Raw genomic sequence first — 25,883 nt, forward strand, 5'->3', positions numbered from 1 at the left:
CGATTCCGATTGGGCTTTCGGGCCGTCAGCGGGAAGACTGCTCCCGTGACGTCTCGAAAGCCCGATGAACCATTGGCGCGCAACTCCAGACTCCGACTCGTCCGCCCACGGGCGCTCGCCACCGCCCGACGGGCCGTGACGACCCGGCGCACCCGGCCGGCGCCGCGGCCGCCCGAGGGCACTCCGCCCCGCGCGGAACTCGCCCGCCAGGCCCGGCACGTCCTCGCCGACGCCGTACGGATCGCCCGCTGGGCCGCCGTCGAGCGCGGCGCCGAAGCGGCCGCCGGCACCGGCCACGGGCCCGTCACCGCCCAGGAACGGGCCGCGGCCGCACTGGACCTGACGCCCGGCCAGGTCCGCGCCGGCTGGGACCGGGCCCGCCTCGCCGGGCTCGTCGAGCTCCACGGCGACACCGCACGCCCCGGCTGGCGGCTGCACGCCTGGGACCGCGACGACTCCGCCGTCCTGCGCGGCTGGGTCGCCCTCTTCGACGCCTGGTCGCTGGTCCACCCGGCCCCCGAGGACGTCGAGCCGAGCGCCGTCGCCGAGGTCGTCGAAGCCGTCCCGCAGGTGCTCTCGCTGCTCCAGCTCTCCCAGGGCCCGGTCCTCGTCCCCGCCCTCCTCGACCTGCTCGGCCAGCGCGTCGAGGAGCTGCGCGAGGAGCGCTGCGAGGTCCCGGCCGCCGACCCGGCGACCGAGACGGCGGGCGCCCCCGGCGCGGACAACGGCACCGACGGGCTTCCCGCCCTCCTCGACTGGGCGCTCGAAGGCCTGGCGGCCGTCGGCGCGCTCACCCTCGACCCCGGCGCGGAGGGGCGTCACGCCACCCTGACCCCGCTCGGCAACTGGGCGGTCTGGGTCAAGCTGGAGCAGATCTGCGTCGCCGCGCAGAGCCCCGCGGGCAACATCGAGCAGTCCGCGGGGGACATGCTCCGCGGCTGCGCCCGGCTCACCCCGGGACCGGCCCGCGCCGAGTACCGCGCCTGGCTCGCGGCCCGCACCCTCTCCAGCGCCGTGAGCGAACTCCTCGCCGTCGCCCGGGGCGAGGACGCCCTGCTGCGCGGCCTCGCCTTCGAGGCGCTCCGGGTCGTCGGGGCCCCCGCGGAGGCCGAGGTGCGGGCCACCGTCGCCGAGCCCTCCCTGCGGCCGTACGCGCTGCTCTGGCTGGCCGAGTACGAGGGCGCCGACCCCGACGACGCCCAGGAGGTCCTCACCCGCGAGGAGTCGACCTGGCTCTGGGTGGACACGGCGGCGGCCGTCGCCGACCACGGCGAGAGCGAACTCCTCGTACGGCACCTCGACTCGGCGGTGCAGGGCACGGTCCCGGCGCTGCTCGACGAGATCCGGGCGGTGGGTCATCCCCGTACCGTCCAGGTCCTGGTCGCCCTCGCCGCCGCCCACCCGGACCCGGCCCTGGCCAAGGCGGTCCGCCGGGCCGCCTTCCAGGTCCACACCGGGGGAGCGTGACGGCGGGCTACTCCGCGGCGCCGGGGGTGTACGTCCCGAAGCTCCAGATGTTGCCCTCGGCGTCCCGGGCCATGTAGTCCCGGGAGCCGTACTCCTGGTCCTTGAGCGGCATCACGATCTCGACGCCGTGGGCGACCGCCCGCGCGTGGTGCTCGTCCACGTCGTCGACGTGCACGAAGACGCCCACCGGGCCCGCGCCGGTCATCAGCTTGTCGAACTCGCTGCCGGTGCCCTTGCTGCCCAGCATCACCATGCCGTTCCCGTACGACAGCTCGGCGTGCGCGATCTGCCCGTCCTCGCCCTCGTACACGGCGGTCGCGGCGAAGCCGAAGCCCTCGGTGAGCAGGGTGATCGCCGCCTTCGCGTCCTCGTACGTCAGCGTCGGACAGATGTGGGGGGCCTCAGCCATCCCGATCACTTCCCTTCGATGGAGCCGCATGTGATCTGGGTCTCAGTCTGGCAGTCTCCACCGACAACTCAGCGGAAGGTGTTGCACCGGGCCATGTCGCCGGTCCGGTAGCCCTCGTAGAACCACTGCTGCCGCTGCGCCGCCGAGCCGTGCGTCCAGTTCTCGGGTGTCACCCGGCCCTGGAATTTCTCCTGGATCCGGTCGTCGCCCACCGCGGCCGCCGCGTCCAGGCCGTCCCGGATGTCCGCGTCCGTGAGCGTGGTCAGCAGCGGCCGGCCGGTCCTGTCGTCGGGCGTGGTGGTCGCGTGCCGGGCCCACACGCCCGCGTAGCAGTCGGCCTGGAGCTCGACCCGCACGGCGTTGGAGTCCGCGCCGGTCCGCCCGTCCTGGGCGCGGCTCAGGGTCCCCATGAGGTTCTGGACGTGGTGGCCGTACTCGTGCGCCACCACGTACGCCTGCGCGAAGGGCCCGCCGCTCGACCCGAACGTGGTCCGCAGCTCCTCGAAGAAGCCCAGGTCCAGATAGACCTGCCGGTCGCCGGGGCAGTAGAAGGGCCCCACGGCCGAGGTCGCGGTGCCGCACGCGGTCCCGACCCGCCGGCTGAACATCACGGTGGCGGCGCTCCCGTAGGTGCCGCCCCGGCGCGCGTACTCGCTCCGCCAGAAGTCCTGGACGCTGTTGACGACGGCGACGATCCGGCAGTCCTCGCGGGTGTTCGCGTCCGAGCCCTTCCGGCATGCCTGGTTCACCTGGGCCGCCGAGGAGGAGCTGGCCGCCGGCTCGTCGCCGCCCGTGGAGAGCCCGAGCTGATCCGGCCCCACCCCGAAGAGCACGCCCAGGATCAGCGCGATGAAGCCGACGATGCCGCCGCCGACGGTCGCCCTGCCGCCCGGGATGCGGCTGCTCCGGACGTCCCGTACCTCCGAGGTGTCCAGATCGGCGTTGTCGTCGAACTGCACGGTCCACCGCCCTCCGCGTCACCGCCGCGGCAGTGGCCGCCGCCCTGCGCCGAGTATCGAACCATCTCTCCCGGTTCGCTCCTTTTGGGAAGCATCAGCGGGAATGTGAGAAAGCTCCGATCGTGCCTCCGTACCCCGTATGGCCGAAAAGCAGTTGCAGGGGCCCGTTAGACTGGCCGTATGGCCATTCTCCCCGTGCATTAGCGGCGTCGAAGCCCTTCACCACTCGTCCTTCCGCCGTTTCCCACCGCCCTGGAGTCTGTCCGTGATCACCGCTTCCGGCATCGAGCTGCGCGCCGGCGCCCGTGTCCTCATCGAGTCCGCTTCCTTCCGCGTCGCCAAGGGCGACCGCATCGGCCTCGTCGGTCGCAACGGAGCGGGCAAGACCACCCTCACCAAGTGCCTCGCGGGCGAGGGCGTCCCCGCCGCCGGAGCCATCGCGCGCTCCGGTGAGGTCGGCTACCTGCCGCAGGACCCGCGCACCGGCGACCTCGACGTCCTGGCCCGCGACCGCATCCTCTCCGCCCGCGGCCTCGACGTCCTCCTCAAGAAGATGCGGATGAACGAGGAGCGCATCGCCACCGGCTCCGGCGGCACCCGCGACAAGGCGATGAAGCAGTACGAGCGCCAGGAGACCGAGTTCCTGACCAAGGGCGGGTACGCGGCCGAGGCCGAGGCCTCCACCATCGCCGCAGCCCTCGGCCTGCCCGACCGGGTCCTCGGCCAGCCGCTGCACACCCTCTCCGGCGGTCAGCGCCGCCGCGTCGAGCTCGCCCGGATCCTCTTCTCGGACGCCGACACGCTCCTCCTCGACGAGCCCACCAACCACCTCGACGCCGACTCCATCGTCTGGCTGCGCGACTACCTGAAGTCCTACCGCGGCGGCTTCATCGTGATCTCCCACGACGTCGACCTCGTCGAGACCGTGGTCAACAAGGTCTTCTACCTGGACGCCAACCGCTCCACGATCGACGTCTACAACATGGGCTGGAAGCTCTACCAGCAGCAGCGCGAGGCCGACGAGAAGCGCCGCAAGCGCGAGCGCCAGAACGCCGAGAAGAAGGCCGCCGCCCTCAACTCGCAGGCCGACAAGATGCGCGCCAAGGCCACCAAGACGGTCGCCGCGCAGAACATGGCCAAGCGCGCCGAGCGACTGCTCTCCGGTCTGGAGGCGGTGCGCGCCTCCGACAAGGTCGCCAAGCTCCGCTTCCCCGACCCGGCGCCCTGCGGAAAGACCCCCCTGACGGCCGAGGGACTCTCCAAGTCCTACGGTTCGCTCGAAATCTTCACCGATGTGGATCTCGCGATCGACAAGGGCTCGCGCGTCGTCATCCTCGGCCTCAACGGCGCGGGCAAGACCACGCTGCTCCGGCTGCTCGCCGGCGCCGAGAAGCCGGACACCGGCGAGGTCACCCCGGGCCACGGCCTCAAGCTCGGCTACTACGCCCAGGAGCACGAGACGCTCGACCCCGAGCGCAGCGTCCTGGAGAACATGCGCTCGGCCGCGCCCGACCTCGACCTCGTCCAGGTCCGCAAGACGCTCGGCTCCTTCCTCTTCTCCGGCGACGACGTCGACAAGCCGGCCGGGGTCCTCTCCGGCGGCGAGAAGACCCGTCTGGCCCTGGCCACCCTGGTCGTCTCCTCGGCGAACGTGCTGCTTCTCGACGAGCCGACCAACAACCTGGACCCGGCGAGCCGCGAGGAGATCCTCGGGGCCCTGCGCACCTACAAGGGCGCCGTCGTCCTGGTCACCCACGACGAGGGCGCGGTCGACGCGCTGGAGCCGGAGCGGATCATCCTGCTCCCCGACGGTGTCGAGGACCTGTGGGGCCCGGACTACGCGGACCTCGTCGCGCTCGCCTGACCCGGAAGCGGCCCCTCAGGGCCCCTCGCGGCCCGGAGTGATCATGCAGGGCTGGATCATTCGGCTCATGCGTGATCCTTCATCTGAGTGAGGGCGTCTCGTACCTCCCGGCGCGGTGCTCTGCCGAATCCTTCCGGCAGACCCGCGCCGTACGTGCGTTCCCACCGCATCGCTGACCTGGCACTTCCCGTGCCGGTCGGCGCGGAGGCGTGTTTCCGACCCCCCGGAATGTGAGCTTCCGGTCGTGACGACGCCGCACTCATCCACCAACCCGGCGGCATGGACCTTGTCGAATGGGTGGCCAGGACGGACGGGAGGGGTGATCATGAGAAGTCCAGAGCGCACTTCCCATGAGGAGGCACGGGTGGCCGAGACTCTGAAGAAGGGCAGCCGGGTGACCGGCGCCGCGCGCGACAAGCTCGCGGCAGACCTGAAGAAGAAGTACGACTCCGGTGCGAGCATCCGGGCGCTGGCCGAGGAAACGGGCCGCTCCTACGGATTCGTCCACCGGATGCTCAGCGAGTCCGGAGTCACGCTGCGCGGACGCGGCGGAGCGACACGGGGCAAGAAGACAGCCTCGGCCTGACATCGGGGCGGCTCGACCGGCCACCGGGTCTCTCGGTGGCCACCCGGTCGGTCCCATGACGGGCCAGGTGGTTACTGTGCAGTCACTTAGCATCGGATGCAGTGCTGCACCGGAACCGGAGGCGCCCCATGACTACGCTCGACGACTCTGAGCTCGTATTCGACAAGGACGGTGTACGGCTCACCGTCGAGGACGCCGTTGCCACGGTGACTCTGACCAATCCGGCGAAGCGCAACGCTCAGTCTCCCGCTCTGTGGCGGGCGTTGACAGAAGCCGGCCGGTCGTTGCCCGGCAGCGTGCGGGTTGTCGTCCTGCGTGGCGAAGGCAAGTCCTTCTCCGCCGGACTCGACCGGCAGGCGTTCACGCCCGAGGGCTTCGACGGAGAGCCGTCCTTCCTCGATCTCGCGCGCGGTTCCGACGAGAACCTCGACGCGGTGATCGCCGAGTACCAGGAGGCGTTCACCTGGTGGCGCCGTGGCGACCTCGTGTCGATCGCGGCCGTCCAGGGGCATGCCATCGGCGCGGGCTTCCAGCTCGCCCTCGCGTGCGACCTGCGGGTCGTCGCCGAGGACGTGCAGTTCGCCATGCGCGAGACCAGCCTGGGTCTCGTCCCGGACCTGACCGGGACGCACCCGCTCGTCTCGCTCGTCGGCTACGCCCGCGCGCTCGAGATCTGTGCCACCGGCCGCTTCGTCCACGCGGAGGAGGCCGAGCGCATCGGTCTCGCCAACCTGTCCGTCCCCGTCGACGAGCTCGACGCGGCGGTACGGGACCTCGGCGCCGCCCTGCTCGCGGCGCCGCGCGACGCGGTCATCGAGACCAAGGCGCTCCTCCAGGGCGTCGCCGGCCGCTCGTACGAGGAGCAGCGCACCGCCGAGCGCGCCGCCCAGGCCCGCCGCCTGCGCGACCTCGCGGGCCTCGGCGACTGACGCCTGCCCTCAGCGCAGTTCCGACACCACGACCGTGACCGCGGCCGCCTCCGGGACGGCCGCGGTCACGGCCGTCCGTACGGCACGGGCCACGTCCAGGGGGCGGGCGCCGGCCGTCACGGCCAGTTCGACCCGCACCCCGTCGGGGCCGCGGCGCACCGGCGGGCCCACCGCGTCCGTCATCGCCGCCACGCCCGGCACCCCGAGCGCCGCGAGGGCCACCGGGTCGTCCGTCGCCGGGGAGGTCGCGCCGGGCGGGGGAGTGGCAGGGGCCGCCTCCGGCGGCGCCGTGTCGAGGAGATCCGTCACCTGCAGGTCCACGGCCGCCGTCACGAGCCCGAGTTCGTCCTCGGCCGCCGTGAGCAGAGCCGCCCGGAGCGCCTCGGTGAGTCCGGGCAGCGGGTGCCCGGCCACCGCGCCGAACGAGGCCGAGACCCGCAGGGCCTCCTCCTCCCCTGACTCCGCCTCCCGATCCGGGCGGATCCGCAGGGCGCCCGGCACCACACCCCGTACGGCCGAAGCGGCCCGGCCCAGTACCTCCCGCGCCGCCCGCTCCGTGATCCACGCGCCGTCCGCCGCGGTCCCGAGCGGCAACAGCCTGCCCGGGGCGAGGCGGTCCCGTACCGCTGCGGCCCAACCGTCACTCGTCGTCATTGCCCCAGCCTGCCGTATCCCTGGGGCGAAACCGGGTAACCGCCCTTACGGTGGGCGAAGAACCCCGAATTTACCCAGAAGGGGCGAAACGTAATGACGGACACCAGTAACTTCGGCGCCGGCTCCGGTGACGAATCGCGCCGCACCTCGGTCACCAAGCGCGGCGGCGGCGACCCGGCCTCCCGGGGCCGCACCACCATCGCCGACGGAGTCGTCGAGAAGATCGCCGGCCTCGCCGCCCGGGACGTCGACGGCGTCCACGCCATGGGCAGCGGGATCTCCCGCACCTTCGGCGCGGTCCGGGACCGGGTACCCGGCACCGGCGGCGCCAAGTCGAACGCCACCCGAGGGGTGAAGGCCGAGGTCGGCGAGGTACAGACCGCCCTCGACCTGGAGATCGTGGTCGTCTACGGCGTCTCCATCGCGGACGTCGCCGGTGACGTCCGGGAGAACGTCATCACGGCCGTCGAGCGCATGACGGGCCTCGAGGTCGTGGAGGTCAACATCGCGGTCAGCGACGTGAAGCTGCCCGACGAGGAGGAGGAGTCGGAGCAGCGGCTCCAGTAGCCGCTGACGGCTGGGCACAGGGGGCAGGAAGATCCTCAGGAAGGGGTCAGGAATGACTATGGCTGTGGTCGGCCTGTTGGCAGGCATGGGGCTCGGCTTCGCCGGATACTTCGGCGGCTTCGGGGCGTTTGTACTGGTCGCGGCCTTGGGATTGGTCGGTTTCGTGGCGGGCCGCTTCCTCGACGGCGACCTCGAACCCGGCGACCTGTTCCGGAGTCGCGAACGTGGCGACCGGCGGCGGTGACGGATGGCAGCGGAATCGGCCCCGGACCCCGTTCGGGGCCGGGGAGCGACCACGATCGCCGACCGGGTCGTCGCGAAGATCGCCGCCCAGGCGGCCGGGGAAGCCCTTGACGCCGTCCCGGGCGACGGCTCGCGCCCCCATGCCTCGGTCGTCGTGCACCGGGACGTCGCCCGCATCTCGGTGAGTCTCGAACTCGACTACCCCTCGGACGTCGGCCGCAGGTGCGGCGCCGTCCGGGGCCGCGTGCGCGCCCGCGTGGAGGAGCTCGTCGGCATGGAGGTCCACGAAGTCTCCGTCCATGTGGAGCGCCTCCACTCCACGCTGACCCGGCAGACCACGCGGAGGGAGCGTCTGTCATGACGACCGCAACGGATCCGACCCCCACCCCCGCACCGGACTCGGACCGCGACGACGTCCCTGTCCTTGCCGACGCCCCCGCCCGGCGCTTCTGGGCCGTACGCCGGATCCCGGCCGCCGTGGTCGCGGCCCTGGTACTCGCCGGGGCGGGACTCCTCCTGTACGACGTCGCGGCCGTACGAGCCGACCGCAGCGCCATGGCCTGGCGGCGCGAACTCGCCGACGCCCTCGCGACCAGGCCGCTCGACGACGCCCTGATCGTCGGCGGGGCCGCGCTCGCGGTCGTCCTCGGCCTCTGGCTCCTGATCCTGGCGGCCACGCCGGGCCTGCGGGCCGTCCTCCCGATGCGCCGCGCCCACACCGACGTACGGGCCGGACTCGACCGCGAGGCCGCAGCCCTCGCCCTGCGCGACCGCGCCATGGAGGTCTCCGGGGTGCAGGCCGTGCGGGTGCGCGTCGGCCGCTCCAAGGCGGCCGTCCGGGCGGTCTCGCACTTCCGGGCGCTCGACGAGGTCCGCGCCGACCTGGAGACGGCCCTCGCCGCCGGCGTCGACGAACTGGCCCTCGCCCACCCACCCGCGCTGAACGTACGGGTGGCCCGGCCGCCCAGGAAGGGGTGAGCGCGGTGACGATGGTCCTCCGGCGCGTCAACCGCGTCCTGCTCGGCCTCGCCGGGCTGCTCCTCGTCGTCCTCGGCGGGGGAGTCCTCGCCGCCGCCCTCGACCTGTCCGTACCGTCCTGGTGGCCCTGGTCGGGTCCCTCGGACGTGCTGCTCTCCACCGCCGACCGGCAGCGCTGGCGGGACGAGGGCTGGTGGTGGCCGGTGGTCATCGCGGTCCTCGGGCTCGTCGTCCTGCTCGCCCTGTGGTGGCTGCTCGTCCAGTTCCGGCGGGCCCGGCTCGCCGAGGTCGCCGTCGACAGCGGCGACGGCGAGGAGGCCGTCCTGCGCGGCCGGGCCCTGGAAGGCGTGATCGAGGCGGACGCCGCCGCCCAGGAGGGCGTGGCCCGGGCCCGGATCGCCCTCACCGGACGCCGGAACGCCCCCCGCACCCGGGTCGCGCTGCTCCTGGAGCCGTACGCGTCCCCGGGGGACGCCCTGACCGCCCTCAGCACCCAGGCCCTCGCCCACGCGCGTACGTCCACCGGCCTGTCCGCCCTGCCCACCGAGGCGCGGCTGCGGGCGGTCAAGCACCGGGCCAAGCGGGTGACCTGACGGAGGGCCGGGGCGGGGGCCCGTAGAAAGGGGCCGGGCACGGGCCCTCAGAAGCCGCTGCGGGCCCCGCCGTCCACGGGAAGCATCAGCCCCGTCAGGTACGAGGCGGCCGGGGACAGCACGAAGGCCGCCGTCCGCCCGAACTCCTCCGGGGTGCCGTAGCGGCGCAGCGGGATGGCGGCCTCGTTGGCCGCGCGGGCCGCGTCCGCGTCGCCGGAGAGCGCGTCGAGGGACCGCACCCGGTCCGTGTCGATCCGGCTCGGCAGCAGCCCCACCACCCGCACCCCGCGCGGCCCCAGGTCGTTGGCGAGGGACTTCGCGAAGCCGGCGAGACCCGGGCGAAGGCCGTTGGAGATGGTCAGTCCCGCGATCGGCTCGTGGACCGAGGCGGACAGGACGAAGCCGATGACCCCACCCTCGGTGAGGCTCGCGGCGGCCGCGCGGGCCAGCCGTACCGCCCCGAGGAAGACGGTGTCGAAGGCGGCCGCCCACTGCTCGTCGGTGTTGTCCGCGGCGAAGCCGGGCGCCGGACCGCCCACGCTGATCAGGATGCCGTCGAAGCCGCCGAAGCGGGCCCGCGCCTCGGCGATGAGCCGCGCCGGGGTCTCCGGGTCGCCGTTGTCGGCGGCGATGCCGGCCGCGCCGGGCCCGAGGCCGTCCACCGCCTCGGCGACGGTCTTCTCCTCCCGCCCGGTGACCAGCACCTTGGCGCCCTCGGCGAGCAGCGCCTCGGCGGAGGCCCGCCCGAGCCCCCGCGTCGCCCCGGTCACCACGTACACACGGTCCCTCAGTCCAAGATCCATGGACCTATCCTGCCGGGTCCGGATCCTCCCCGGCCAGCGCGAGGGCCGTGCCCACCAGGCCGATGTGGCTGAAGGCCTGCGGGAAGTTGCCCAGCTGGCGCCCCGTCACGGGGTCGTACTCCTCCGCGAGGAGACCGACGTCGTTGCACAGGGTCACCAGGCGTTCGAAGAGTTCGCGGGCCTCGTCGCGCCTGCCGGTCAGCAGCAGCGCGTCCGCCAGCCAGAACGAGCAGACCAGGAAGGTGCCCTCCCCGCCCGGCAGGCCGTCGATCGCCCCCGAGTCGGTGCTGTACCGGCGCAGACAGCCCTCGTGCATCAACTCCCGCTGTACCGCTTCCACCGTCCCCACCACCCGGGGGTCGTCCGGCGGCAGGAACCCGACCTGGGGGATGAGCAGGGTCGCCGCGTCCAGTTCGAGCGAGCCGTACGACTGGGTGAAGGTGTTCCGGACGGGGTCGTACGACCTGGCGCACACCTGCGCGTGGATGTCGTCCCGCATGGCCCGCCACCGGGCCGCGTCCCCCGGCAGCGACGGGTCCGCCTCCAGGGTGCGGACCGCCCGGTCGGCGGCCACCCAGGCCATCACCTTCGAGTGGGTGAAGTGCCGGCGCGGCCCGCGCACCTCCCACAGGCCCTCGTCGGGCTCGCGCCAGGTCGACTCCAGGAAGCCGAGCAGGCTCAGCTGGAGGTTCCAGGCGTGCCGCTGCGCCGGGATCCCGGCCTCACGCGCGCGGTAGAGCGAGTCCATGACCTCGCCGTACACATCGAGTTGGAACTGGTCCACGGCCGCGTTCCCGGTCCGGACCGGCGCCGAGTCGGCGTACCCCCGCAGCCACGGCAGGGTGGTCTCGGGGAGCCGGCGCTCCCCGGCGGGCCCGTACATGATCTGGAGGTCGGCCGGGTCGCCCGCGACCGAGCGGAGGAGCCAGTCCCGCCAGGCGGCGGCCTCCTCGACGTATCCGGCGGAGAGCAGCGCGCCGAGGGTGAGGGAGGAGTCGCGCAGCCAGCAGGCCCGGTAGTCCCAGTTCCGTACGCCGCCGAGCTCCTCCGGCAGGGAGGTGGTGGGGGCGGCCACGATCCCGCCGGTCGGGGCGTAGGTGAGCGCCTTCAGGGTGATCAGGGAGCGCAGCACCGCCTTCCGGTACGGGCCCCGGTAGGTGCAGAGTGCCGCCCACTCACGCCAGTCGGTGAGGGAGTGCTCCAGGGCCTCGTAGGGGTCGACGAGTGCGGGGCGCGGCTCGTGCGAGGGGTGCCAGGTCATGACGAAGGCGACCTTCTCGCCGGCGGCGACGGTGAAGGAGGAGCAGGTGGAGAACTGCTGGCCCCACGTCTTCACGGGCGGTTCGCTGCGCAGCCAGACCGCGTCGGGCCCGGCGACCGCGACCCGGTGGCCGTCGGTGCGGCGCATCCAGGGCACGACCGAGCCGTAGTCGAAGCGGAGCCGCAGGACGGAGCTCATCTCGACGCTGCCGCTGACGCCCTCCACGATCCGCATCAGATCCGGTGCTCTGTCCCGCTGCGGCATGAAGTCGACGACCTTCACGGTGCCGGTACGGGTCTCCCAGTAGGTCTCGAGAACGAGGGAGTCCTCCGCGTACCGGCGCGTGGAGCAGGTCGTGGCGCCCTTGGGGGCGAGCCGCCAGTGGCCGTTGTTCTCGTCGCCGAGGATCGAGGCGAAGCAGGCGGCCGAGTCGAAGCGGGGCAGACACAGCCAGTCGACCGACCCGTCGCGGCCGACGAGCGCGGCGGTCTGGAGATCGCCGATCAGGGCGTAGTCGTCGATACGTTGCGTCACGCTCTGGGCTGTTCCCGGAAGAGGCGACGGTCAATCAACGGGACGCCGTGGTCTGGATCGCGTCCGCGTCCCGCTCCGGGGCCGCGGGGGTGCCGGCGGCGGCCGCCGCCGCCCGGTCGCGCCTCTCCCGGCGGACCAGGATGACCCAGCCGACGGGAACCCCGGCGGCGAAGAGCCACCACTGCACGGCGTACGCCATGTGGGCGCCGATCGAGTCGTGATCGGGCTCGGGGATCAGTTCGAGGGTGCCCCCGGCGGGCTCGGGCGTGATCTGTTCGAGGTAGCCGCCGAGCACCTCGCGGCCGATGAGCTGGGCCTGCTGCGCGCTGTTGATCAGCATGACCTGCCGGTCCGGCAGACCCTTCAGGTCCCTGATGCCGCTGGCGCCGGTCGTCTCGTCGGCCTTGAGCCGGCCGGTGATCGTGACCTCGCCCTTGGGGGCGGGCGGGACCGGCGGGTAGGAGCGCTGGTCGGCGGCGGCCGGTACCCAGCCGCGGTTGACCAGGACGATCCGGCCGTCCTTGAGGAGTAGCGGAGTCAGGACGTGGACGCCGACCCGGTCGTCGGAGTTGGTGCGGCGGCGGACCACCACCTCGTGGGCGGTGTCGAAGGTGCCGGTCGCCGTGGCGGGCCGCCAGTAGTCGGAGCGCGGGACGGTGTGGCCGGGGGAGGTGAGCTCCTCGACCGGGACCGGCTTCGCCGCGACGCTGTCCGCGATCAGGGCGTTCTGGGCGACCCGGCGTTCATGCCGGTGGAACTGCCAGAAGCCCAGCTCGACCATCGTCGGGATGAGGACGAGGGCGACGAGGGTGAGGATCACCCACTGCCGGGACAACAGGAAGCGGTACACCCCATGACCGTACAACTCGGTCCATGGGGTGCACGCGGCGGGGGTTCGGCTTGCCCGGGACAGGGTCCCGGAACGTTTCCTCAGGCTCCTCGTCCCCCGCCGGCCTCACACCCTGTCGACGATGCCCACCTTTCCCTCCGCGCGGGCGCAGTGGCCGCCGCAGTACCAGCTGCCGTCGACCTCGACGCCCTGTCCGATGATCTGGACCCGGCAGTGCTCACAGATGGGCGCCATGCGGTGGATGGCGCAGGCGAAGCAATCGAAGACATGGACCACGCCCTGCGCGTGGACTTCGAAGGACATGCCGTAATCGTTTCCGCAGACCTCACAACGTGCCATGCGCCACAGGGTGGGGCTCCCGGCGGGCGTGCGCAGCTCGGCACGCCCGGGGGGTCCGGGGTGTCACCCGTCTGCCGGGGTCACGTCCCGCAGCAGCTGGGTGTACGCGGCCTCGTCGACGACCGGTGTGCCGAAGGACCTGGCCTTGAGCGTCTTGGAGGTGGCGGCGTCCGGGTCGTTGGTGACGAGCAGGCTGGTCAGCCGGGAGACGCTGCCGGCGACATGGAGGCCGGCGTCGACGGTGCGGTCCTCCAGGAGCTCGCGGTCGACGGAGGTGTCTCCGGAGAACGCCACCCGCATGCCCTGTTTGAGCGGTTTGTCCGTCTCGTAGCGACCGGGGTTGGGGTACGGGCACGGCGGACGCCTGCGCGAGGGACGCCAGCTGTTCATCCGGTACGCCGTCGGGCCCGTGGCCTGATGGCCGATCCGGGGCCGCTCCGGGGACGAGACCCACTCGGTCAGCGGCCGGCACTCCAGGAGCGGCAGCCGTACGCCCCGCTCGGCCGCCGCGTGCAGGCTCGGCCGGAACGCCTCGGCGAGCACCCGCGCGTCGTCGAGCGCGTGGTGCGCGCGCTGCTGTACGACGCCGAAGTGCGCGGCGAGCGACTCCAGCTTGTGGTTGGGCAGCGGCAGCGACAGCTCCTTGGCGAGCGCGATCGTGCAGAGCCGCTGCCGCACCGGAGCGGCCGACTCGGCGCGCGCGTACTCCCGGGCGATCATCTGCCAGTCGAACATCGCGTTGTGCGCGACGAGGACCCGCCCGTCGAGCCGGGCCGCGAACTCCGCCGCGATCTCCGGGAAGAGCGGCGCGCCTTCCAGGACGTCGGTGGTCAGGCCGTGGATCCAGACCGGGCCCGGATCGCGCTCGGGGTTCACGAGCGTGTACCAGTGGTCCTCGACGTTCCCCTGGGCGTCCAGCCGGTAGACGGCAGCGGAGACTATCCGGTCGTCGCGGGCGAGTCCGGTGGTCTCCACGTCGACGACCGCGTACCCCTGCGGGTAGGCGGCCGGCCACGTCGCTGCTGTCGTACGGTCGTCAAGCACGGTCACTGAGAATACGGCCCGCTACCGACAACTCCGTCCCGGGTGTCCCCCGCGGCCCCCGCCAGGAGGCCGTCGACCAGGGCGCGTACGGAGTCGGCGAACAGGCGCTCGGTGTCGATCGGGGCGGCCAGGGCGTGCGCGAGGGGCCCGTCGGACTCGGCGTCCTCCCCGTGCCACAGCTCCTCCTCGGCGGGCGACTGGACCGGGGCGCGTTCGCGGTTGCGCTCGACCAGGACGTAGCCGACGACCTGGAACTGCACCGCGCGGACGGCCCGCGCGGCGGCCGCCCCGCGCAGCCCCGCCGCGTGGGCCTCGTGGACCAGGGCGCGCTGGGCCGGCAGGAACATGCGTTCCGTCAGACCCCGTTCGTGGACCATCGCCACCAGATGCGGGCGCTCGCGCAGGGCCCGGCGCAGCGCGCGGGCGACCGACACCATCCGCTCGGCCGGAGTCGAACCGTGCGGGCGGATCGTGCCGAGGTCGGCGACCGTGCGGGCGACGAGCGCGTCGAGGAGGGACTCGCGGTTGCCGACGTGCCAGTAGATCGAGGTCACCGCGGTGGAGAGCTCGGCGGCCAGCCTGCGCATGGTCAGGGCGTCCGGGCCGTGCTCGCGCACCAGGGCGGCCGCGGTGTCCAGGACTTCGTCACGGGTCAGCGCGGAGCGTGCCATCGGTTCCCCCAACTCCTCTGCGTACGCGCCCCTTTACCCTTCGGGGCGCACGGTGTAACTGTGTTACAGGCCGACGGTCCCGAAAGGTGGTACGTCATGGCACGAGTACGGTACGGGGCGCGCACCGACGCCGAGGCGGCGGCGGCCCGCGCACGGAGCGCCAGGCTCCCCGACATCTGGTCCACCGGAGTGGTCGCCGTCTGGGAGACCGATCCGGACGTCGTCGCGGCGGTCCTGCCGCCCCCGCTGAAACCCACCGCGCGCCCCCTCGTGCGCGCCACGGTCAGCCGGGTCGACCTGGCCGGCTATCCCCTGGGCGCCGGGTCGGTGGCGGTCGCCGCCGCGCACGGCGACCGGGAGGGCTGGTATCCGCTGGTGATGCCGATGACCCACGAGCGGGCGCTCGTCGGCGGTCGCGAGGTCTTCGGCGAGCCGAAGAAGCTGGGGGAGGTCACGGTCGAGCGCGACGGGCTCGTCGTGCGCGCGGCCCTCGCCCGGCACGGCATCGCGTTCGTGGAGGTCCGCGGCGCGGTCTCCGGACCGCTGCCGCTGCCGGAACCGGTCGAGAAGACCGACTTCTACTTCAAGTTCCTGCCCGGCGTGGAGGGTTCCGGTTTCGACGCCGATCCCGTCCTCGTCCACTGCGTCCGCAACGAGAAGGTGCGGAAGCTGGAGCGGGTCACCGGTGACGTGGTCCTGCGCGAGTCGATGTACGACCCGGTCGCCGACCTCCCGGTCCGCCGGCTGGTCGAGATCACGATCGGCGAGAAGACCACCGACCAGAAGGGCACGGTCGCCGAGCGCGTCGACGCGCGGGCCCTGCTGCCGTACGTCCACCAGCGGTACGACGACCCCCAGCAGATCCTCGACGGCCCGCCCGAGGGGAGCGTCTGATGGAGCTGCGTGAGGGGCAGGTCGCCGTCGTCACCGGCGCGGCGAGCGGCATCGGACTGGCCCTGGCCCGCCGGTTCGCCGCCGAAGGTCTGGCGGTGGTCCTCGGGGACGTCGAGCGGGCGGCGCTGGCGGAGGCCGCCGACGAGCTGATGGAGAGCGGGGCGCAGGTCCTCGCCCGGACGGTCGACGTCTCGGACGCCGACGCGGTCCGGGCGTTCGCGGACGCCGCGTACGACACCTTCGGCGCCGTCCACGTCCTCTGCAACAACGCGGGGGTCGGCTCAGGCGCGGAGGGCCGCATGTGGGAACACGAGCCGAACGACTGGAAATGGGCCTTCTCCGTCAACGTCTGGGGCGTCTTCCACGGCATCCAGGCCTTCGTCCCCCGCATGCTCGCGAGCGGCGAACCGGGCCATGTCGTCAACACCTCGTCCGGCGACGGCGGCATCGCCCCGCTGCCCACCGCCTCCGTGTACGCGGTCACCAAGGCGGCCGTCGTCACCATGACCGAGTCGCTCTACGCCCATCTGAGGGCCGAGCACGCGCGCGTGGGCGCGTCCGTGCTCTTCCCGGGGCCGCACATGCTCCGCACCGGCCTCTGGGAGTCGCACCGCAACCGGCCCGAGCGGTACGCGAAGGAGCGGCCGCGCAGGACCCCGTACCGCAGCCTCGACCAGTGGGAGGCCGCCATGAAGGAGGCCGGACACGAGGTCGCCTTCACGCCGGTGGAGGAGGTCGCCGGGCACGTCGTCGACGGCATCCGCGCCGACCGCTTCTGGATGCTGCCGGAGAGCGAGCACAGCGACCGGCAGATCCGGGCGCGCTCGCGGTCGATGCTCGACCGCGCCAACCCGTCGTACCTGGAGAGCTTCATCCTCGACTGAGGGGGCTTCACGATGAGCAACGAGGACCACGAGACCATTGGGGACCACGCGGACCACGCGGACCACGCGGACCGCGGGGACCACGGGGACCCGTATCTGATCATCTCCTCCGACTGCCACGCCGGGCTGCCCACCGAGGAGTACCGGCCCTATCTCGACTCCCGCTTCCACCGTGCCTTCGACGAGTTCCTCGCCGGGCGCGAGGCCCGGCAGGAGGCCATGACCCGGCTCGGGGTGCGCAACGAGGCCTTCGCCGACCGCTGGTTCCACGACAACGAGGAGGGGCTGCGCGGCGGCTGGGACCCCGTTCAGCGGCTCAAGGAGCTCGACGGCGACGGGGTGGCGGCCGAGGTGGTCTTCCCCGACGCGGACGCCGTCGACAGCCGGACCGCCGCCCCCTTCGGCGTCGGCCTCGGGCTCTCCGGCGACCAGGACCCGGAGCTCGGCATGGCGGGCGCGCGGGCGCACAACCGCTGGCTCGCCGAGTTCGTCGGGCGGAATCCCGCACGGCACTGCGGGGTGGCGCTGCTTCCGATCACCGCCGAGCCGGGGGAGGTCGTCGCCGAGATCCACCGGGCCAAGGAGTCGGGGCTCGGGGCGCTGATGATCCCCTCCATGTGGGTGGACAAGGCGCCCTACCACGACCGGCGCTACGACCCGGTCTGGGCGGCCGCGGCCGAGGCCGGGATGCCGCTGGTCACCCACTCGGGCGCGGCGCCGCGCGAGGAGTACGGCGACCATCTCGGCATCTACGTCTCCGAGGTCACCTGGTGGCCGGCCAGGCCGCTGTGGTTCCTGCTCTGGTCGGGCGTCTTCGAGCGGCACCCCGGGCTGCGGTTCGGCGTCGCCGAGTCCGGCTGCTGGTGGCTGCCGAACCTGCTCTGGTTCATGGACCGGCTCTACCTGGGCGCGCACGGCGGCAAGAAGCTGTCCCCGTTCGCGGAGCTGACGCGGCCGCCGAGCGCGTACCTGGACCGGCAGGTCTTCGTCTGCGCCACCAACACCAAGCGGCGTGAACTCGCCCAGCGGTACGAGATCGGCGTCGACAACATCCTGTGGGGCTCGGACTTCCCCCACCCGGAGGGCACCTGGCCCGACACGCGCGCGTGGCTGCGGAAGACGTTCCACGACATCCCGGTGGTGGAGACCCGCCGGATGCTGGGGCTCGCCGCGGCCGAGGTCTTCGGATTCGATATTCGCATATTGGATCCGATAGCCCGGCGGATCGGCCCCACCCCCGCCGACCTGGGCCAGCCCGCCGACCAGGCGGCGGTGAAGGCCTCCTGGGCCCGCTCCCGGGAGGTCGGCCGCCACTGGCTGACCGACCACGACTTCCCCGTACTGGGGGCGAACTGATGGACCGGTACACCGTCATCTCCGCCGACTGCCACGCCGGCGCCGACCTCCTCGACTACCGGCCGTACCTGGAGAAGCGCCACCACGAGGCCTTCGACGCCTGGGCGGCGACCTACGTCAACCCGTACGAGGACCTGCTCGCCGACACCGCCGACCGCAACTGGAACTCCGAGCGCCGCCTGAGCGAGCTGGAGGCCGACGGGATCGTCGCCGAGGTCGTCTTCCCGAACACCGTCCCGCCGTTCTTCCCCTCCGCCTCGCTGATGTCGCCCCCGCCGACCCGGGAGGAGTACGAGCTCCGCTGGGCGGGCCTGCGGGCGCACAACCGCTGGCTCGCCGACTTCTGCGCCCGGGCCCCCGGCCGCCGCGCGGGAGTGGCGCAGATCCTCCTGAACGACGTCGACGAGGCGGTGCGCGAGATCCGCCGCACCAAGGAGGCGGGCCTGACCGGCGGGATCCTGCTGCCGGGCGCTCCGCCGGGCTCGGGCGTGCCCGAGCTGTACTCGGAGACGTACGACCCGATCTGGGCGGTCTGCGCGGAGCTCGACGTGCCGGTGAACCACCACGGCGGTTCGGCCTCGCCGCCGCTCGGCGACGAACCGGCAGCCCGGGCCGTCTTCATGGTGGAGACCACCTGGTTCTCCCACCGGGCCCTGTGGCACCTCGTCTTCGGCGGCGCCTTCCGCCGCCACCCGGGCCTCCGGCTCGTCCTCACCGAGCAGGGCTCCGGCTGGATCCCCGGGATCATGGACATGCTGGACTACTACCACCAGCGCCTGGTCGCGGCGGCCTCCCGGGCCACCACCGCCGAGTCGAGGTTCGGGGCGGGCCTCGCCGCCTCCATGGGCAAGGGCCCCAGCGAGGTCTGGCGCGACAACTGCTTCGTCGGCGCCAGCTTCATGCGCCCCCACGAGGTGCCATTGCGGCACCGGATCGGCCTCGACAAGATCATGTGGGGCAGCGACTACCCACACGACGAGGGGACCACCCCGTACTCCAGGGAAGGCCTCCGGATCGCCTACGCGGGAGTTCCGAAGGAGGAGGTCGCCGCCATGGTCGGCGGCAACGCGGCCCGCGTCTACGGCTTCGACCTCGCCCTCCTCGACCCCCTCGCCGCCGTCCACGGCCCGGAGGTCGCGGAGATCGCCACGCCCCTGGAGAAGGTCCCGGAGGGCGCGACCAGCCCGGCCTTCGCCCCGGGCGGGTCGGTCCGCGTCTGGTGACCCGCCGGGTGCGACGCTCCTGACGTGACCGCACCCCCAGTTCCGGACGAGGCGCACGACGAGGCCCACGGCGGAGGTCTCGGCTCCCGTCTCAACTGGCTCCGGGCCGCGGTGCTCGGGGCCAACGACGGAGTCGTCTCCACCGCCGGCCTCGTCGTCGGCGTCGCGGGCGCCACCGAGTCCCGGTCGACCCTGCTCACGGCCGGTCTCGCGGGGCTGCTCGCCGGTTCGATGTCGATGGCGGCGGGGGAGTACGTCTCGGTCTCCACCCAGCGCGACTCCGAGAAGGCCGCGCTCGCCCAGGAGAAACGCGAACTGCGGGAGCGGCCGGAGGCCGAACTCGACGAACTCACCACGCTCCTGTCCGCCCGCGGACTCACCCCCGAGGTCGCCCGCGAGGCCGCGGAGCAGCTCACCGAGCGCGACGCGCTGCGCGCCCACGCGCGCGTGGAGCTGGGCATCGACCCCGACGAGCTCATCAACCCCTGGCACGCCGCAGGCGCCAGCTTCCTCGCGTTCACCGCCGGCGCCCTGCTCCCCCTCCTGGCGATCGTCCTTCCCCCGCCCGCCGCCCGCCTGTGGGTCACGGTGCTCTCGGTCCTCGCGGCCCTCGCTCTCACCGGCTGGTGGAGCGCCCGCCTCGGCCAGGCACCCGCCGCCCCCGCGGTCCTCCGCACCACGGCCGGCGGCGCCCTCGCGATGGCCGTCACCTACGGCGCGGGCTCGCTGCTGGGAGCGGCCGGGGTCTGACGCGCCCCGCGTTGTCGGAAGGTGCCAAAGCTTGCTGACAAGTCGTCTCGCATACTTGTTGGTAACCACGTCTAGCCCTGCCCCGCCCACCGCCCCTACCGTCGACGGCATGCCGAACCTGCCCGATGTCGTGCTCTGGTCCATACCGGCGTTCGTCCTGCTCACCGTCCTGGAGATGGTCAGCCACCGGATCCACCCCGACGAGGACGCCGCCGGGTACGAGACCAAGGACGCCGCCACCAGCCTCGGCATGGGCGTCGGGAGCCTGGCCTTCGACGCGCTGTGGAAGATCCCCGTGGTCGCGATCTACACCGCCGTCTACGAGCTGACCCCGCTCCGCGTCCCCGTCCTCTGGTGGACGATCCCGCTCATGCTGCTCGCGCAGGACTTCCTCTACTACTGGCAGCACCGCGGACACCACGTCATCCGCATCCTCTGGGCCTGCCACGTCGTCCACCACAGCAGCCGCAGGTTCAACCTCACCACCGCGCTGCGCCAGCCGTGGACCAGCGTGACCTCCTGGCCCTTCTACCTGCCGATGATCGCCCTCGGCGTGCACCCGGCGGCCGTCGCCTTCTGCTACTCGGTCAATCTCGTCTACCAGTTCTGGATCCACACCGAGCGCGTCGGGAAACTGCCCCGGCCCTTCGAGTACGTCCTCAACACGCCCTCGCACCACCGCGTCCACCACGCCTCCCAGGGCGGCTACCTGGACCGGAACTTCGGCGGCATCCTCATCGTCTGGGACCGGATGTTCGGCTCCTGGGTCGGCGAGACCGACCGGCCCGTCTACGGGCTCACCAAGAACATCGAGACGTACAACCCGCTCCGGGTCGCCACCCACGAGTACGCCGCCATCGCCCGCGACCTCCGGGCCGCACACGACTGGCGCGAACGGGCCGGCCGGCTCTTCCGCGGCCCCGGCTGGCAGCCAGGACCACCGACCGGCGGCCCCGCCCGGCTACCCGCACCGCCGACCGCCGAGGCGCCCGGGAGCACCGCGGGCCCCGCGGCCACCGCCACCGCCCCGACGGCCGCCGCGGCCGCCCCGGAGCCCGCCGCGTGAGCGCCGGCCCCGCGCCCGCCCGCGCGACCGCCCCGGCCCTCTCCCGGCCGCTCGTCTCCCGCGCGCTCCTCGCCGCCTTCGGGATCGCGGCCGCCGCCGACCTGATCTCCCTGCTCGCCGGCGCCGAGCTCGGCCACCAGCTCGCCAAGCCGCTCCTGATGCCGCTGCTCGCCGCGTACGCCCTCACGCGCGGCGCCCCGAAGCTCCTGACCGTCGCGCTTCTCTTCGGCTGGGGCGGCGACGTCTTCCTGCTCTCCGACGCCGACTGGGCCTTCCTCGTCGGCATGGGGTCCTTCGCCGCCGGACACGTCTGCTACCTGGTCCTCTTCGGACGGCGCCGTACGTCCGTACCCCTGGCGGCCGCGTACACCGCCGTCCTCGTCGGCGCCGTCGCGCTCCTCTGGCCCGACCTCCCCGCCGACCTGCGGATCCCGGTCGCCGGCTACTCGCTGCTCCTCACCGCCATGGCCTACCGCGCGAGCTCCCTCGGGTTCCTGGCCGGACTCGGCGGCGCCCTGTTCCTGCTGTCCGACACCCTCATCGCCACCGGGGTCGCCGAATGGCCCCAGCTGCCGGTGCCGGACTTCTGGGTCATGCTGACCTATATCGGGGCGCAGTACCTGCTGACGGCGGGAGTGCTCCACGCGATGTACGGTGAACGTCGTACAACCGTCTGACAGCAAGGAACGTCCGCCATGCGCGCCACCACCATCCACGCCCCGTTCGACATGCGCGTGGAGGACGTGCCCGACCCGGTGGTGCAGGACCCCACCGACGTCGTCGTCCGCGTCCTGCGCGCCTGCGTCTGCGGCAGCGACCTGTGGGCGTACCGCGGCGAGTCCGCCCGGCAGCCCGGCCAGCGCATCGGCCACGAGTTCCTCGGCGTCGTCGAGGCGGCGGGCCCCGAGGTCACCGGCTTCACCGCGGGAGACCTCGTCGTCGCCCCCTTCGTCTGGTCCGACGGCACCTGCGACCACTGCGCCGAGGGACTCCAGACCTCCTGCCCGCGCGGCGGCTTCTGGGGCTCGGTCGGCTCCGACGGCGGCCAGGGCGAGGCCGTCCGCGTCCCCTTCGCCGACGGCACCCTCGTCAAGCTCCCCGCCGACGCCGCCTCCGACGACCGGCTCCTCACCGCGCTGCTCGCCCTCTCGGACGTCATGGGCACCGGCCACCACGCCGCCCTCGGCGCCGGCGTGAAGCCCGGCTCCACCGTCGCGGTCGTCGGTGACGGCGCCGTCGGCCTCTGCGGTGTCCTCGCGGCCAAGCGCCTCGGCGCCGAGCGGATCATCGCGCTCGGCCGGCACACCACCCGCACCGACATCGCCCGCCTCTTCGGCGCCACCGACGTCGTCGCCGAACGCGGCGAGGCCGCCGAGGCCGCCGTCCGCGAACTCACCGGCGGCCAGGGCGCGCACGGCGTCATCGAGGCCGTCGGCACCGAGCAGTCCATGCGGACCGCCGTCGCCATCGCCCGCGACGGCGGCTCCATCGGCTACGTCGGCGTCCCCCACGGCAGCGGCACCGGGCTCGACCTGTCCGTCATGTTCGACCGGAACATCGCACTGCGCGGCGGCGTCGCCCCCGTGCGCGCGTACATCCCGGAACTGCTCCCGGACATCCTGGACGGCACCATCGACCCGTCGCCGGTCTTCGACCTGACCGTCGGCCTCGACGGCGTCCCGGGCGGCTACAGGGCGATGGACGAGCGCACGGCCCTGAAGGTCCTCGTCAAGCCGTGACAGCCCTGCCTGCTGTGCCTGCTGTGCCTGTTGTGGCAGCCGCGTGGCTCAATTCGTGAGCCACGCGGGCGCGTCCGCGCCCGCGACGCCCGGCGGCCGCGACCAGCCCGCGGGGCCGCCCTCGTACGCGACGGGCGACAGCGCGTGCCGCAGTCGCCCGAGCGGGCCCTCCGACTCGGTGAGGTACCGCTCGGGCTCGTACCGGGGCAGCGCGTGCGTCAGCCAGTGACCCGTCTGGGCAAGCGCCAGCCGGACGAGCCGGGTGCCGCCGTCCCGGTCCTGCTCGGTCAGGGACCGCAGGACGGCCGCCGCGAGCAGATAGCCCGTGCCGTGGTCCAGCGCCTGCGCGGGCAGCGCGCCCGGCTCCTCGGCCGAGCCCTCCAGGGAGGCGATCCCCGTGGCCACCTGCACCAGTGAGTCGAAGCCGCGCCGACCGCTCCACGGCCCGTAGTCGCCCCAGGCGGAGAGCCGGGCGGTGACGAGCCCCGGCCGGTCGAGGTCGAAGCGGTCGAGGGCGCCCGGCCGATAGCCGGTCACCAGGACGTCGGCGGAGTCCAGGAGGGCGTCGAAGGTACGCCGGTCGGAGCGCCGGTCCAGATCGAGCGCCGCCGTCCGCTTCCCGACGTCCGTGTCCGCGTGCTGATCGGGCAGTTCGGGGTTGCCCGGCGGATCGATCCGCAGCACGTCCGCGCCGAGCAGCGCGAGGGTCCGGGTCGCGACAGGACCGGCGATCACCCGGGTCAGGTCCAGAACCCGCAGCCGGCCCGTACGGCGCCGGGGCGGGGCCTCGTCGAGCCGTTCCCGGGTCAGCAGCGGCCGCGCCGCCACCGCACGGCCCTGCGCGTGCGCCGCCCACTCCCCGGGCGCCCGCAGGGCCACCGCGAGGCCCCCGGCCGCGTACACGGCCGTCTCGACGTCCACGGCCTTCCGCGCCCCGATGGCGGCCGCCACGGCCTCCACCGAACCGGCGGGCACGCCAAGGGCGTCGAGCAACGCCTCCCGGTGGTGCGGATAGTTGGCGTGGGTACGGACCCAGCCGTCGGCCGCCCGCCAGAACCGGGAGAGCGGCGCGAAGCTCACCGGCGCCCGCCCGTCGACCCGCAGATGGCGCTCGCTCACGAAGGCGGTGGCGACGGCCCCGTCGTCCACGCGTACAGGCCCCGGCAGCCCCGCCCGTTCGACGGCGGCGAGCGAGCAGGCCGCCACCGTCGCCCGCGCCAGGTCCATCACCGGCAGCCGGGCCGGCAACAGCCCGGCGGGGCCGGTGAACGACACCCGGTCGACCAGGGCGGGGTCGCCGCCGAGCGCCGACCAGACCAACTCCGTACCGGTGCGCACCGTGTTGTCCATGACGGGAGTGTGGCACTCCGTGCCATGTGTGCCACGCGAAAGGGTCCCCGTGTGGCGCACCACACGGGGACCCTCCCTCACCGGACCTCCGCGACTAGCGGCGGACGGCGTCCAGCGCGTCGATGAGACCGGCCCCGTAGAAGCCGTTCTTGTTCTTGCCACCCTCGCAGACGGCGTCGATCTTGCCGTCGCCCTCGATGTCGTACGGGTTGGTGCAGGCGCGGTCGTCGGCCTGCGCGTACAGCAGCGCCTTCAGCGCCGCCGGGCTCGCGTAGGGGTGCGTCGACTTGATGAGCGCGAGGACGCCCGCCGCGTGCGGCGCGGCCATCGACGTGCCGGCCTTGTAGTTGTAGCCGCCGTTGACCGTGGTCGACAGGATGCGGCCGTTGACCGCCGGGGCGTCCGGGGTCTGGAACTCGGTGCGGTCACCGCCGGGGGCGGCGATGTCGATGACACCCAGACCGTAGTTGGAGTAGGACGCCTTCAGGTCCTTGGCACCGGTCGCGGAGACGGTGACGACGCCCGGCAGCATGGCCGGGTAGTCGAGGCACTCCTTCGGGTCGATGACCCGGGGGACCGGCGTGGTGTCGTTCGGGCTGCTGTTGTCGAGGATCGAGTCGGCCGCCAGGTCGAACTTGGAGTTGCCGGCCGCCGCCACGTTGACCGTGCCCTTGCTCTCCGCGTAACGGGTCGCACGGGTGACCGCCTCGATGAGGGCCTTCTGGTCCTCGTCGTTCTTGCAGGCGAACATCCACGGGTCGGTGTAGTAGCTGTTGTTCGTGATCTCGACACCCTGCTCGGCCGCCCACATGAAGCCGCAGACCACGGCCTCGGTGTAGAAGAAGCCGTCCGGGGTGGACACCTTGATGCCGGAGACCTTCACGCCCGGGGCGACACCGGTGACGCCGATGCCGTTCTTGGCGGCGGCGATCGTACCGGCGACGTGCGTGCCGTGGTCGCTCTCGCCCGGGTTGGGGCGCCACGATCCGGCGGTGGTGTCCGGCTTGCCGGACACGCAGTTGGCGGAGGCCTTGACGTCGAAGTTCGGCGCCAGGTCCGGGTGGGTGTCGTCGACACCCGTGTCGATGACGGCGACGGTGACGCGCTTGCTGCCGAGCGTCTTCTGGTGGGCCTTGTCCGCCTTGATGGCCGGCAGGTCCCACTGCAGGGGCTCCAGCGGGTCCTGCTCGTCCGACGCCGTGGCCGCGGCGGCCTTGGCCTCGGCCGCGGACAGCGACTGGGCACCCTCGTCGACGGCGGTGTCCGTCTGGGCGGACAGCGGAGCGGTACGGGTCGCACCGGCCGACACCACGCCACGCGCCGTGCGGATCGTCTTCGCGAACTCGGGGTTCTGCGAGTGGACGACTATCACGCCGATCTGGTCGTACGAGACGACCACTTCGCCACCGGCGGCGGCTATCGCCTTCTTCACCGAGGCCGCGGTCCAGCGACCCCCGGCGACGTTGACGACGTACGTCAGCTTCGGCCCGTTCGTCACCACGGCGGACGTCGGTGCGTCACTCAGTTCCGCGGCGGAGGCAGCGCCGGAGGGAAGGAAGCCGAGCGAGGCCGTGAGTGCGAGACCAACCGGCAGAGCAAGAGCTCGGCCGCGCCTCGATCCCAGATGAGCCATGGGTTCTCCACATCATCCGTATGTACTGTCCGCGCGCGGGTTTGCGCGCGGACAGGTGCATGACGAGTGAAGCTATCGCTGATCTTCCCGGCGCTTCAATGAGTTGAGAAGACTTCATGAAGATCTGTGCGAATAAATCCCTCGCGTGAACCGCTTCGCTTCCCCCTCCGTGCCGTTGTGCAGGGGAGGAGTTCCGATCGGAACCCCGGCTCCCGCACCCCTGGTGAGGCCCCCTTG

Annotated in this window: 28 protein-coding genes; 17 read left to right on the forward strand and 11 right to left on the reverse strand. The window is 72.9% G+C overall.

Annotation, left to right across the window (positions count from 1 at the left end; genetic code table 11):
* Positions 1 to 45 precede the first annotated feature (45 nt).
* A complete protein-coding gene (locus ACIRB7_RS31980) occupies positions 46 to 1,467 on the forward strand; it encodes a hypothetical protein (protein ID WP_403605771.1) in 1,422 nt (473 codons plus the stop codon).
* 7 nt (positions 1,468 to 1,474) lie between these two features.
* Here ACIRB7_RS31980 and ACIRB7_RS31985 read toward each other — a convergent pair whose 3' ends face one another.
* Both ACIRB7_RS31985 and ACIRB7_RS31990 read right to left on the reverse strand, forming a co-directional pair.
* Positions 1,475 to 1,876, reverse strand: coding sequence for a VOC family protein (locus ACIRB7_RS31985; RefSeq protein WP_403605774.1), 402 nt, complete (start codon positions 1,874 to 1,876; stop codon positions 1,475 to 1,477).
* Between the two features lie 68 nt (positions 1,877 to 1,944).
* Complete coding sequence (locus ACIRB7_RS31990) at positions 1,945 to 2,835, reverse strand: neutral zinc metallopeptidase (protein ID WP_403605777.1); 891 nt, start codon at positions 2,833 to 2,835, stop codon at positions 1,945 to 1,947.
* Between the two features lie 265 nt (positions 2,836 to 3,100).
* Between ACIRB7_RS31990 and ACIRB7_RS31995 the strand changes: the two genes are divergently transcribed.
* From ACIRB7_RS31995 to ACIRB7_RS32005, 3 genes are all read left to right on the forward strand, one after another.
* Positions 3,101 to 4,699 (forward strand): ABC-F family ATP-binding cassette domain-containing protein, encoded by a 1,599-nt coding sequence (locus tag ACIRB7_RS31995; RefSeq protein WP_403605780.1) that lies wholly within the window; start codon positions 3,101 to 3,103, stop codon positions 4,697 to 4,699.
* A gap of 364 nt (positions 4,700 to 5,063) precedes the next feature.
* Entirely contained in the window at positions 5,064 to 5,285 is a 222-nt protein-coding gene (locus tag ACIRB7_RS32000) for a helix-turn-helix domain-containing protein (RefSeq protein WP_005477683.1), read from the forward strand.
* Positions 5,286 to 5,413: 128 nt separating this feature from the next.
* Positions 5,414 to 6,214 (forward strand): enoyl-CoA hydratase/isomerase family protein, encoded by an 801-nt coding sequence (locus ACIRB7_RS32005; protein WP_403605783.1) that lies wholly within the window; start codon positions 5,414 to 5,416, stop codon positions 6,212 to 6,214.
* Between the two features lie 9 nt (positions 6,215 to 6,223).
* Here the strand turns inward: ACIRB7_RS32005 and ACIRB7_RS32010 are convergent, their stop codons facing one another.
* A complete protein-coding gene (locus ACIRB7_RS32010; RefSeq protein ID WP_403605786.1) occupies positions 6,224 to 6,868 on the reverse strand; it encodes a hypothetical protein in 645 nt (214 codons plus the stop codon).
* A 93-nt stretch (positions 6,869 to 6,961) separates the two neighbouring features.
* On the opposite strand from ACIRB7_RS32010, the gene ACIRB7_RS32015 reads away from it, so the two are divergent.
* From ACIRB7_RS32015 to amaP, 5 genes are read left to right on the forward strand one after another with little or no spacing between them, the layout of a single operon-like run.
* Complete coding sequence (locus ACIRB7_RS32015; protein ID WP_403605789.1) at positions 6,962 to 7,435, forward strand: Asp23/Gls24 family envelope stress response protein; 474 nt, start codon at positions 6,962 to 6,964, stop codon at positions 7,433 to 7,435.
* A gap of 52 nt (positions 7,436 to 7,487) precedes the next feature.
* On the forward strand, positions 7,488 to 7,679 hold the full coding sequence (locus ACIRB7_RS32020; RefSeq protein WP_403605792.1) for a hypothetical protein: 192 nt from the start codon (positions 7,488 to 7,490) through the stop codon (positions 7,677 to 7,679).
* Positions 7,680 to 7,682: 3 nt separating this feature from the next.
* Entirely contained in the window at positions 7,683 to 8,039 is a 357-nt protein-coding gene (locus tag ACIRB7_RS32025; protein WP_403605795.1) for a hypothetical protein, read from the forward strand.
* Positions 8,036 to 8,656, forward strand: a complete 621-nt coding sequence (locus ACIRB7_RS32030) for a DUF6286 domain-containing protein (RefSeq protein WP_403605798.1) — start codon at positions 8,036 to 8,038, stop codon at positions 8,654 to 8,656. The genes ACIRB7_RS32025 and ACIRB7_RS32030 overlap by 4 nt, the downstream gene beginning before the upstream one ends.
* A gap of 5 nt (positions 8,657 to 8,661) precedes the next feature.
* Positions 8,662 to 9,249, forward strand: a complete 588-nt coding sequence (gene amaP, locus ACIRB7_RS32035) for an alkaline shock response membrane anchor protein AmaP (protein ID WP_403605801.1) — start codon at positions 8,662 to 8,664, stop codon at positions 9,247 to 9,249.
* Positions 9,250 to 9,296: 47 nt separating this feature from the next.
* Here amaP and ACIRB7_RS32040 read toward each other — a convergent pair whose 3' ends face one another.
* The 6 genes from ACIRB7_RS32040 to ACIRB7_RS32065 form a co-directional block, all read right to left on the reverse strand.
* Positions 9,297 to 10,052: an SDR family oxidoreductase gene (locus ACIRB7_RS32040; RefSeq protein WP_403605804.1), complete on the reverse strand. Its 756-nt coding sequence runs from the start codon at positions 10,050 to 10,052 to the stop codon at positions 9,297 to 9,299.
* A gap of 4 nt (positions 10,053 to 10,056) precedes the next feature.
* Positions 10,057 to 11,847: a glycoside hydrolase family 15 protein gene (locus tag ACIRB7_RS32045; protein WP_403605807.1), complete on the reverse strand. Its 1,791-nt coding sequence runs from the start codon at positions 11,845 to 11,847 to the stop codon at positions 10,057 to 10,059.
* A gap of 34 nt (positions 11,848 to 11,881) precedes the next feature.
* Positions 11,882 to 12,697 carry an SURF1 family protein gene (locus tag ACIRB7_RS32050; protein ID WP_403605810.1) on the reverse strand — a complete coding sequence of 272 codons (816 nt, stop codon included), beginning with the start codon at positions 12,695 to 12,697 and terminating at the stop codon, positions 11,882 to 11,884.
* A 105-nt stretch (positions 12,698 to 12,802) separates the two neighbouring features.
* A complete protein-coding gene (locus ACIRB7_RS32055; protein WP_351212757.1) occupies positions 12,803 to 13,036 on the reverse strand; it encodes a hypothetical protein in 234 nt (77 codons plus the stop codon).
* A gap of 63 nt (positions 13,037 to 13,099) precedes the next feature.
* Positions 13,100 to 14,086: a DEDDh family exonuclease gene (locus tag ACIRB7_RS32060; RefSeq protein ID WP_403605813.1), complete on the reverse strand. Its 987-nt coding sequence runs from the start codon at positions 14,084 to 14,086 to the stop codon at positions 13,100 to 13,102.
* Positions 14,083 to 14,751 (reverse strand): TetR/AcrR family transcriptional regulator, encoded by a 669-nt coding sequence (locus ACIRB7_RS32065; protein WP_403605816.1) that lies wholly within the window; start codon positions 14,749 to 14,751, stop codon positions 14,083 to 14,085. The genes ACIRB7_RS32060 and ACIRB7_RS32065 overlap by 4 nt, the downstream gene beginning before the upstream one ends.
* Before the next feature lie 96 nt (positions 14,752 to 14,847).
* Between ACIRB7_RS32065 and ACIRB7_RS32070 the strand changes: the two genes are divergently transcribed.
* From ACIRB7_RS32070 to ACIRB7_RS32105, 8 genes are all read left to right on the forward strand, one after another.
* The gene (locus tag ACIRB7_RS32070) at positions 14,848 to 15,645 is read left to right on the forward strand and encodes an acetoacetate decarboxylase family protein (protein WP_403605819.1); all 798 of its coding nucleotides are present in this window, start codon (positions 14,848 to 14,850) and stop codon (positions 15,643 to 15,645) included.
* Entirely contained in the window at positions 15,645 to 16,529 is an 885-nt protein-coding gene (locus tag ACIRB7_RS32075; protein ID WP_403605822.1) for an SDR family NAD(P)-dependent oxidoreductase, read from the forward strand. Before ACIRB7_RS32070 ends, ACIRB7_RS32075 begins: the two co-directional genes overlap by 1 nt.
* Before the next feature lie 12 nt (positions 16,530 to 16,541).
* On the forward strand, positions 16,542 to 17,885 hold the full coding sequence (locus ACIRB7_RS32080; RefSeq protein ID WP_403605825.1) for an amidohydrolase family protein: 1,344 nt from the start codon (positions 16,542 to 16,544) through the stop codon (positions 17,883 to 17,885).
* The gene (locus ACIRB7_RS32085; protein ID WP_403605828.1) at positions 17,885 to 19,108 is read left to right on the forward strand and encodes an amidohydrolase family protein; all 1,224 of its coding nucleotides are present in this window, start codon (positions 17,885 to 17,887) and stop codon (positions 19,106 to 19,108) included. The genes ACIRB7_RS32080 and ACIRB7_RS32085 overlap by 1 nt, the downstream gene beginning before the upstream one ends.
* A 24-nt stretch (positions 19,109 to 19,132) precedes the next feature.
* Positions 19,133 to 19,858: a VIT family protein gene (locus ACIRB7_RS32090; RefSeq protein WP_403605831.1), complete on the forward strand. Its 726-nt coding sequence runs from the start codon at positions 19,133 to 19,135 to the stop codon at positions 19,856 to 19,858.
* Between the two features lie 109 nt (positions 19,859 to 19,967).
* The gene (locus tag ACIRB7_RS32095; RefSeq protein WP_403605834.1) at positions 19,968 to 20,924 is read left to right on the forward strand and encodes a sterol desaturase family protein; all 957 of its coding nucleotides are present in this window, start codon (positions 19,968 to 19,970) and stop codon (positions 20,922 to 20,924) included.
* Positions 20,921 to 21,601 carry a lysoplasmalogenase gene (locus ACIRB7_RS32100; RefSeq protein WP_403605837.1) on the forward strand — a complete coding sequence of 227 codons (681 nt, stop codon included), beginning with the start codon at positions 20,921 to 20,923 and terminating at the stop codon, positions 21,599 to 21,601. The genes ACIRB7_RS32095 and ACIRB7_RS32100 overlap by 4 nt, the downstream gene beginning before the upstream one ends.
* Before the next feature lie 18 nt (positions 21,602 to 21,619).
* Complete coding sequence (locus ACIRB7_RS32105; protein WP_403605840.1) at positions 21,620 to 22,663, forward strand: zinc-dependent alcohol dehydrogenase family protein; 1,044 nt, start codon at positions 21,620 to 21,622, stop codon at positions 22,661 to 22,663.
* A 48-nt stretch (positions 22,664 to 22,711) separates the two neighbouring features.
* On the opposite strand, the gene ACIRB7_RS32110 is transcribed toward ACIRB7_RS32105, so the two are convergent.
* Positions 22,712 to 24,013: a CoA transferase gene (locus ACIRB7_RS32110; protein ID WP_403605842.1), complete on the reverse strand. Its 1,302-nt coding sequence runs from the start codon at positions 24,011 to 24,013 to the stop codon at positions 22,712 to 22,714.
* A gap of 94 nt (positions 24,014 to 24,107) precedes the next feature.
* Positions 24,108 to 25,646 (reverse strand): S8 family peptidase, encoded by a 1,539-nt coding sequence (locus ACIRB7_RS32115; RefSeq protein WP_403605845.1) that lies wholly within the window; start codon positions 25,644 to 25,646, stop codon positions 24,108 to 24,110.
* Positions 25,647 to 25,883: the final 237 nt, after the last annotated feature.

Source organism: Streptomyces sp. NPDC093795 (genome assembly GCF_044764665.1).
Taxonomy (GTDB): domain Bacteria; phylum Actinomycetota; class Actinomycetes; order Streptomycetales; family Streptomycetaceae; genus Streptomyces.

Bases quoted from the DNA above. Each gene is read 5' to 3' on its own strand.
- ACIRB7_RS32105 (WP_403605840.1), top strand. From the start codon at position 21,620: ATGCGCGCCACCACCATCCACGCCCCGTTCGACATGCGCGTGGAGGAC.
- ACIRB7_RS32085 (WP_403605828.1), top strand. From the start codon at position 17,885: ATGGACCGGTACACCGTCATCTCCGCCGACTGCCACGCCGGCGCCGAC.
- ACIRB7_RS32005 (WP_403605783.1), top strand. From the start codon at position 5,414: ATGACTACGCTCGACGACTCTGAGCTCGTATTCGACAAGGACGGTGTA.
- ACIRB7_RS32110 (WP_403605842.1), bottom strand. From the start codon at position 24,013: ATGGACAACACGGTGCGCACCGGTACGGAGTTGGTCTGGTCGGCGCTC.
- ACIRB7_RS31985 (WP_403605774.1), bottom strand. From the start codon at position 1,876: ATGGCTGAGGCCCCCCACATCTGTCCGACGCTGACGTACGAGGACGCG.
- ACIRB7_RS32095 (WP_403605834.1), top strand. From the start codon at position 19,968: ATGCCGAACCTGCCCGATGTCGTGCTCTGGTCCATACCGGCGTTCGTC.
- ACIRB7_RS32040 (WP_403605804.1), bottom strand. From the start codon at position 10,052: ATGGATCTTGGACTGAGGGACCGTGTGTACGTGGTGACCGGGGCGACG.
- ACIRB7_RS32115 (WP_403605845.1), bottom strand. From the start codon at position 25,646: ATGGCTCATCTGGGATCGAGGCGCGGCCGAGCTCTTGCTCTGCCGGTT.
- ACIRB7_RS32075 (WP_403605822.1), top strand. From the start codon at position 15,645: ATGGAGCTGCGTGAGGGGCAGGTCGCCGTCGTCACCGGCGCGGCGAGC.
- ACIRB7_RS32020 (WP_403605792.1), top strand. From the start codon at position 7,488: ATGACTATGGCTGTGGTCGGCCTGTTGGCAGGCATGGGGCTCGGCTTC.
- ACIRB7_RS32025 (WP_403605795.1), top strand. From the start codon at position 7,683: ATGGCAGCGGAATCGGCCCCGGACCCCGTTCGGGGCCGGGGAGCGACC.
- ACIRB7_RS32065 (WP_403605816.1), bottom strand. From the start codon at position 14,751: ATGGCACGCTCCGCGCTGACCCGTGACGAAGTCCTGGACACCGCGGCC.
- ACIRB7_RS32030 (WP_403605798.1), top strand. From the start codon at position 8,036: ATGACGACCGCAACGGATCCGACCCCCACCCCCGCACCGGACTCGGAC.
- ACIRB7_RS32070 (WP_403605819.1), top strand. From the start codon at position 14,848: ATGGCACGAGTACGGTACGGGGCGCGCACCGACGCCGAGGCGGCGGCG.
- ACIRB7_RS32080 (WP_403605825.1), top strand. From the start codon at position 16,542: ATGAGCAACGAGGACCACGAGACCATTGGGGACCACGCGGACCACGCG.
- ACIRB7_RS32010 (WP_403605786.1), bottom strand. From the start codon at position 6,868: ATGACGACGAGTGACGGTTGGGCCGCAGCGGTACGGGACCGCCTCGCC.
- ACIRB7_RS32055 (WP_351212757.1), bottom strand. From the start codon at position 13,036: ATGGCACGTTGTGAGGTCTGCGGAAACGATTACGGCATGTCCTTCGAA.
- ACIRB7_RS32015 (WP_403605789.1), top strand. From the start codon at position 6,962: ATGACGGACACCAGTAACTTCGGCGCCGGCTCCGGTGACGAATCGCGC.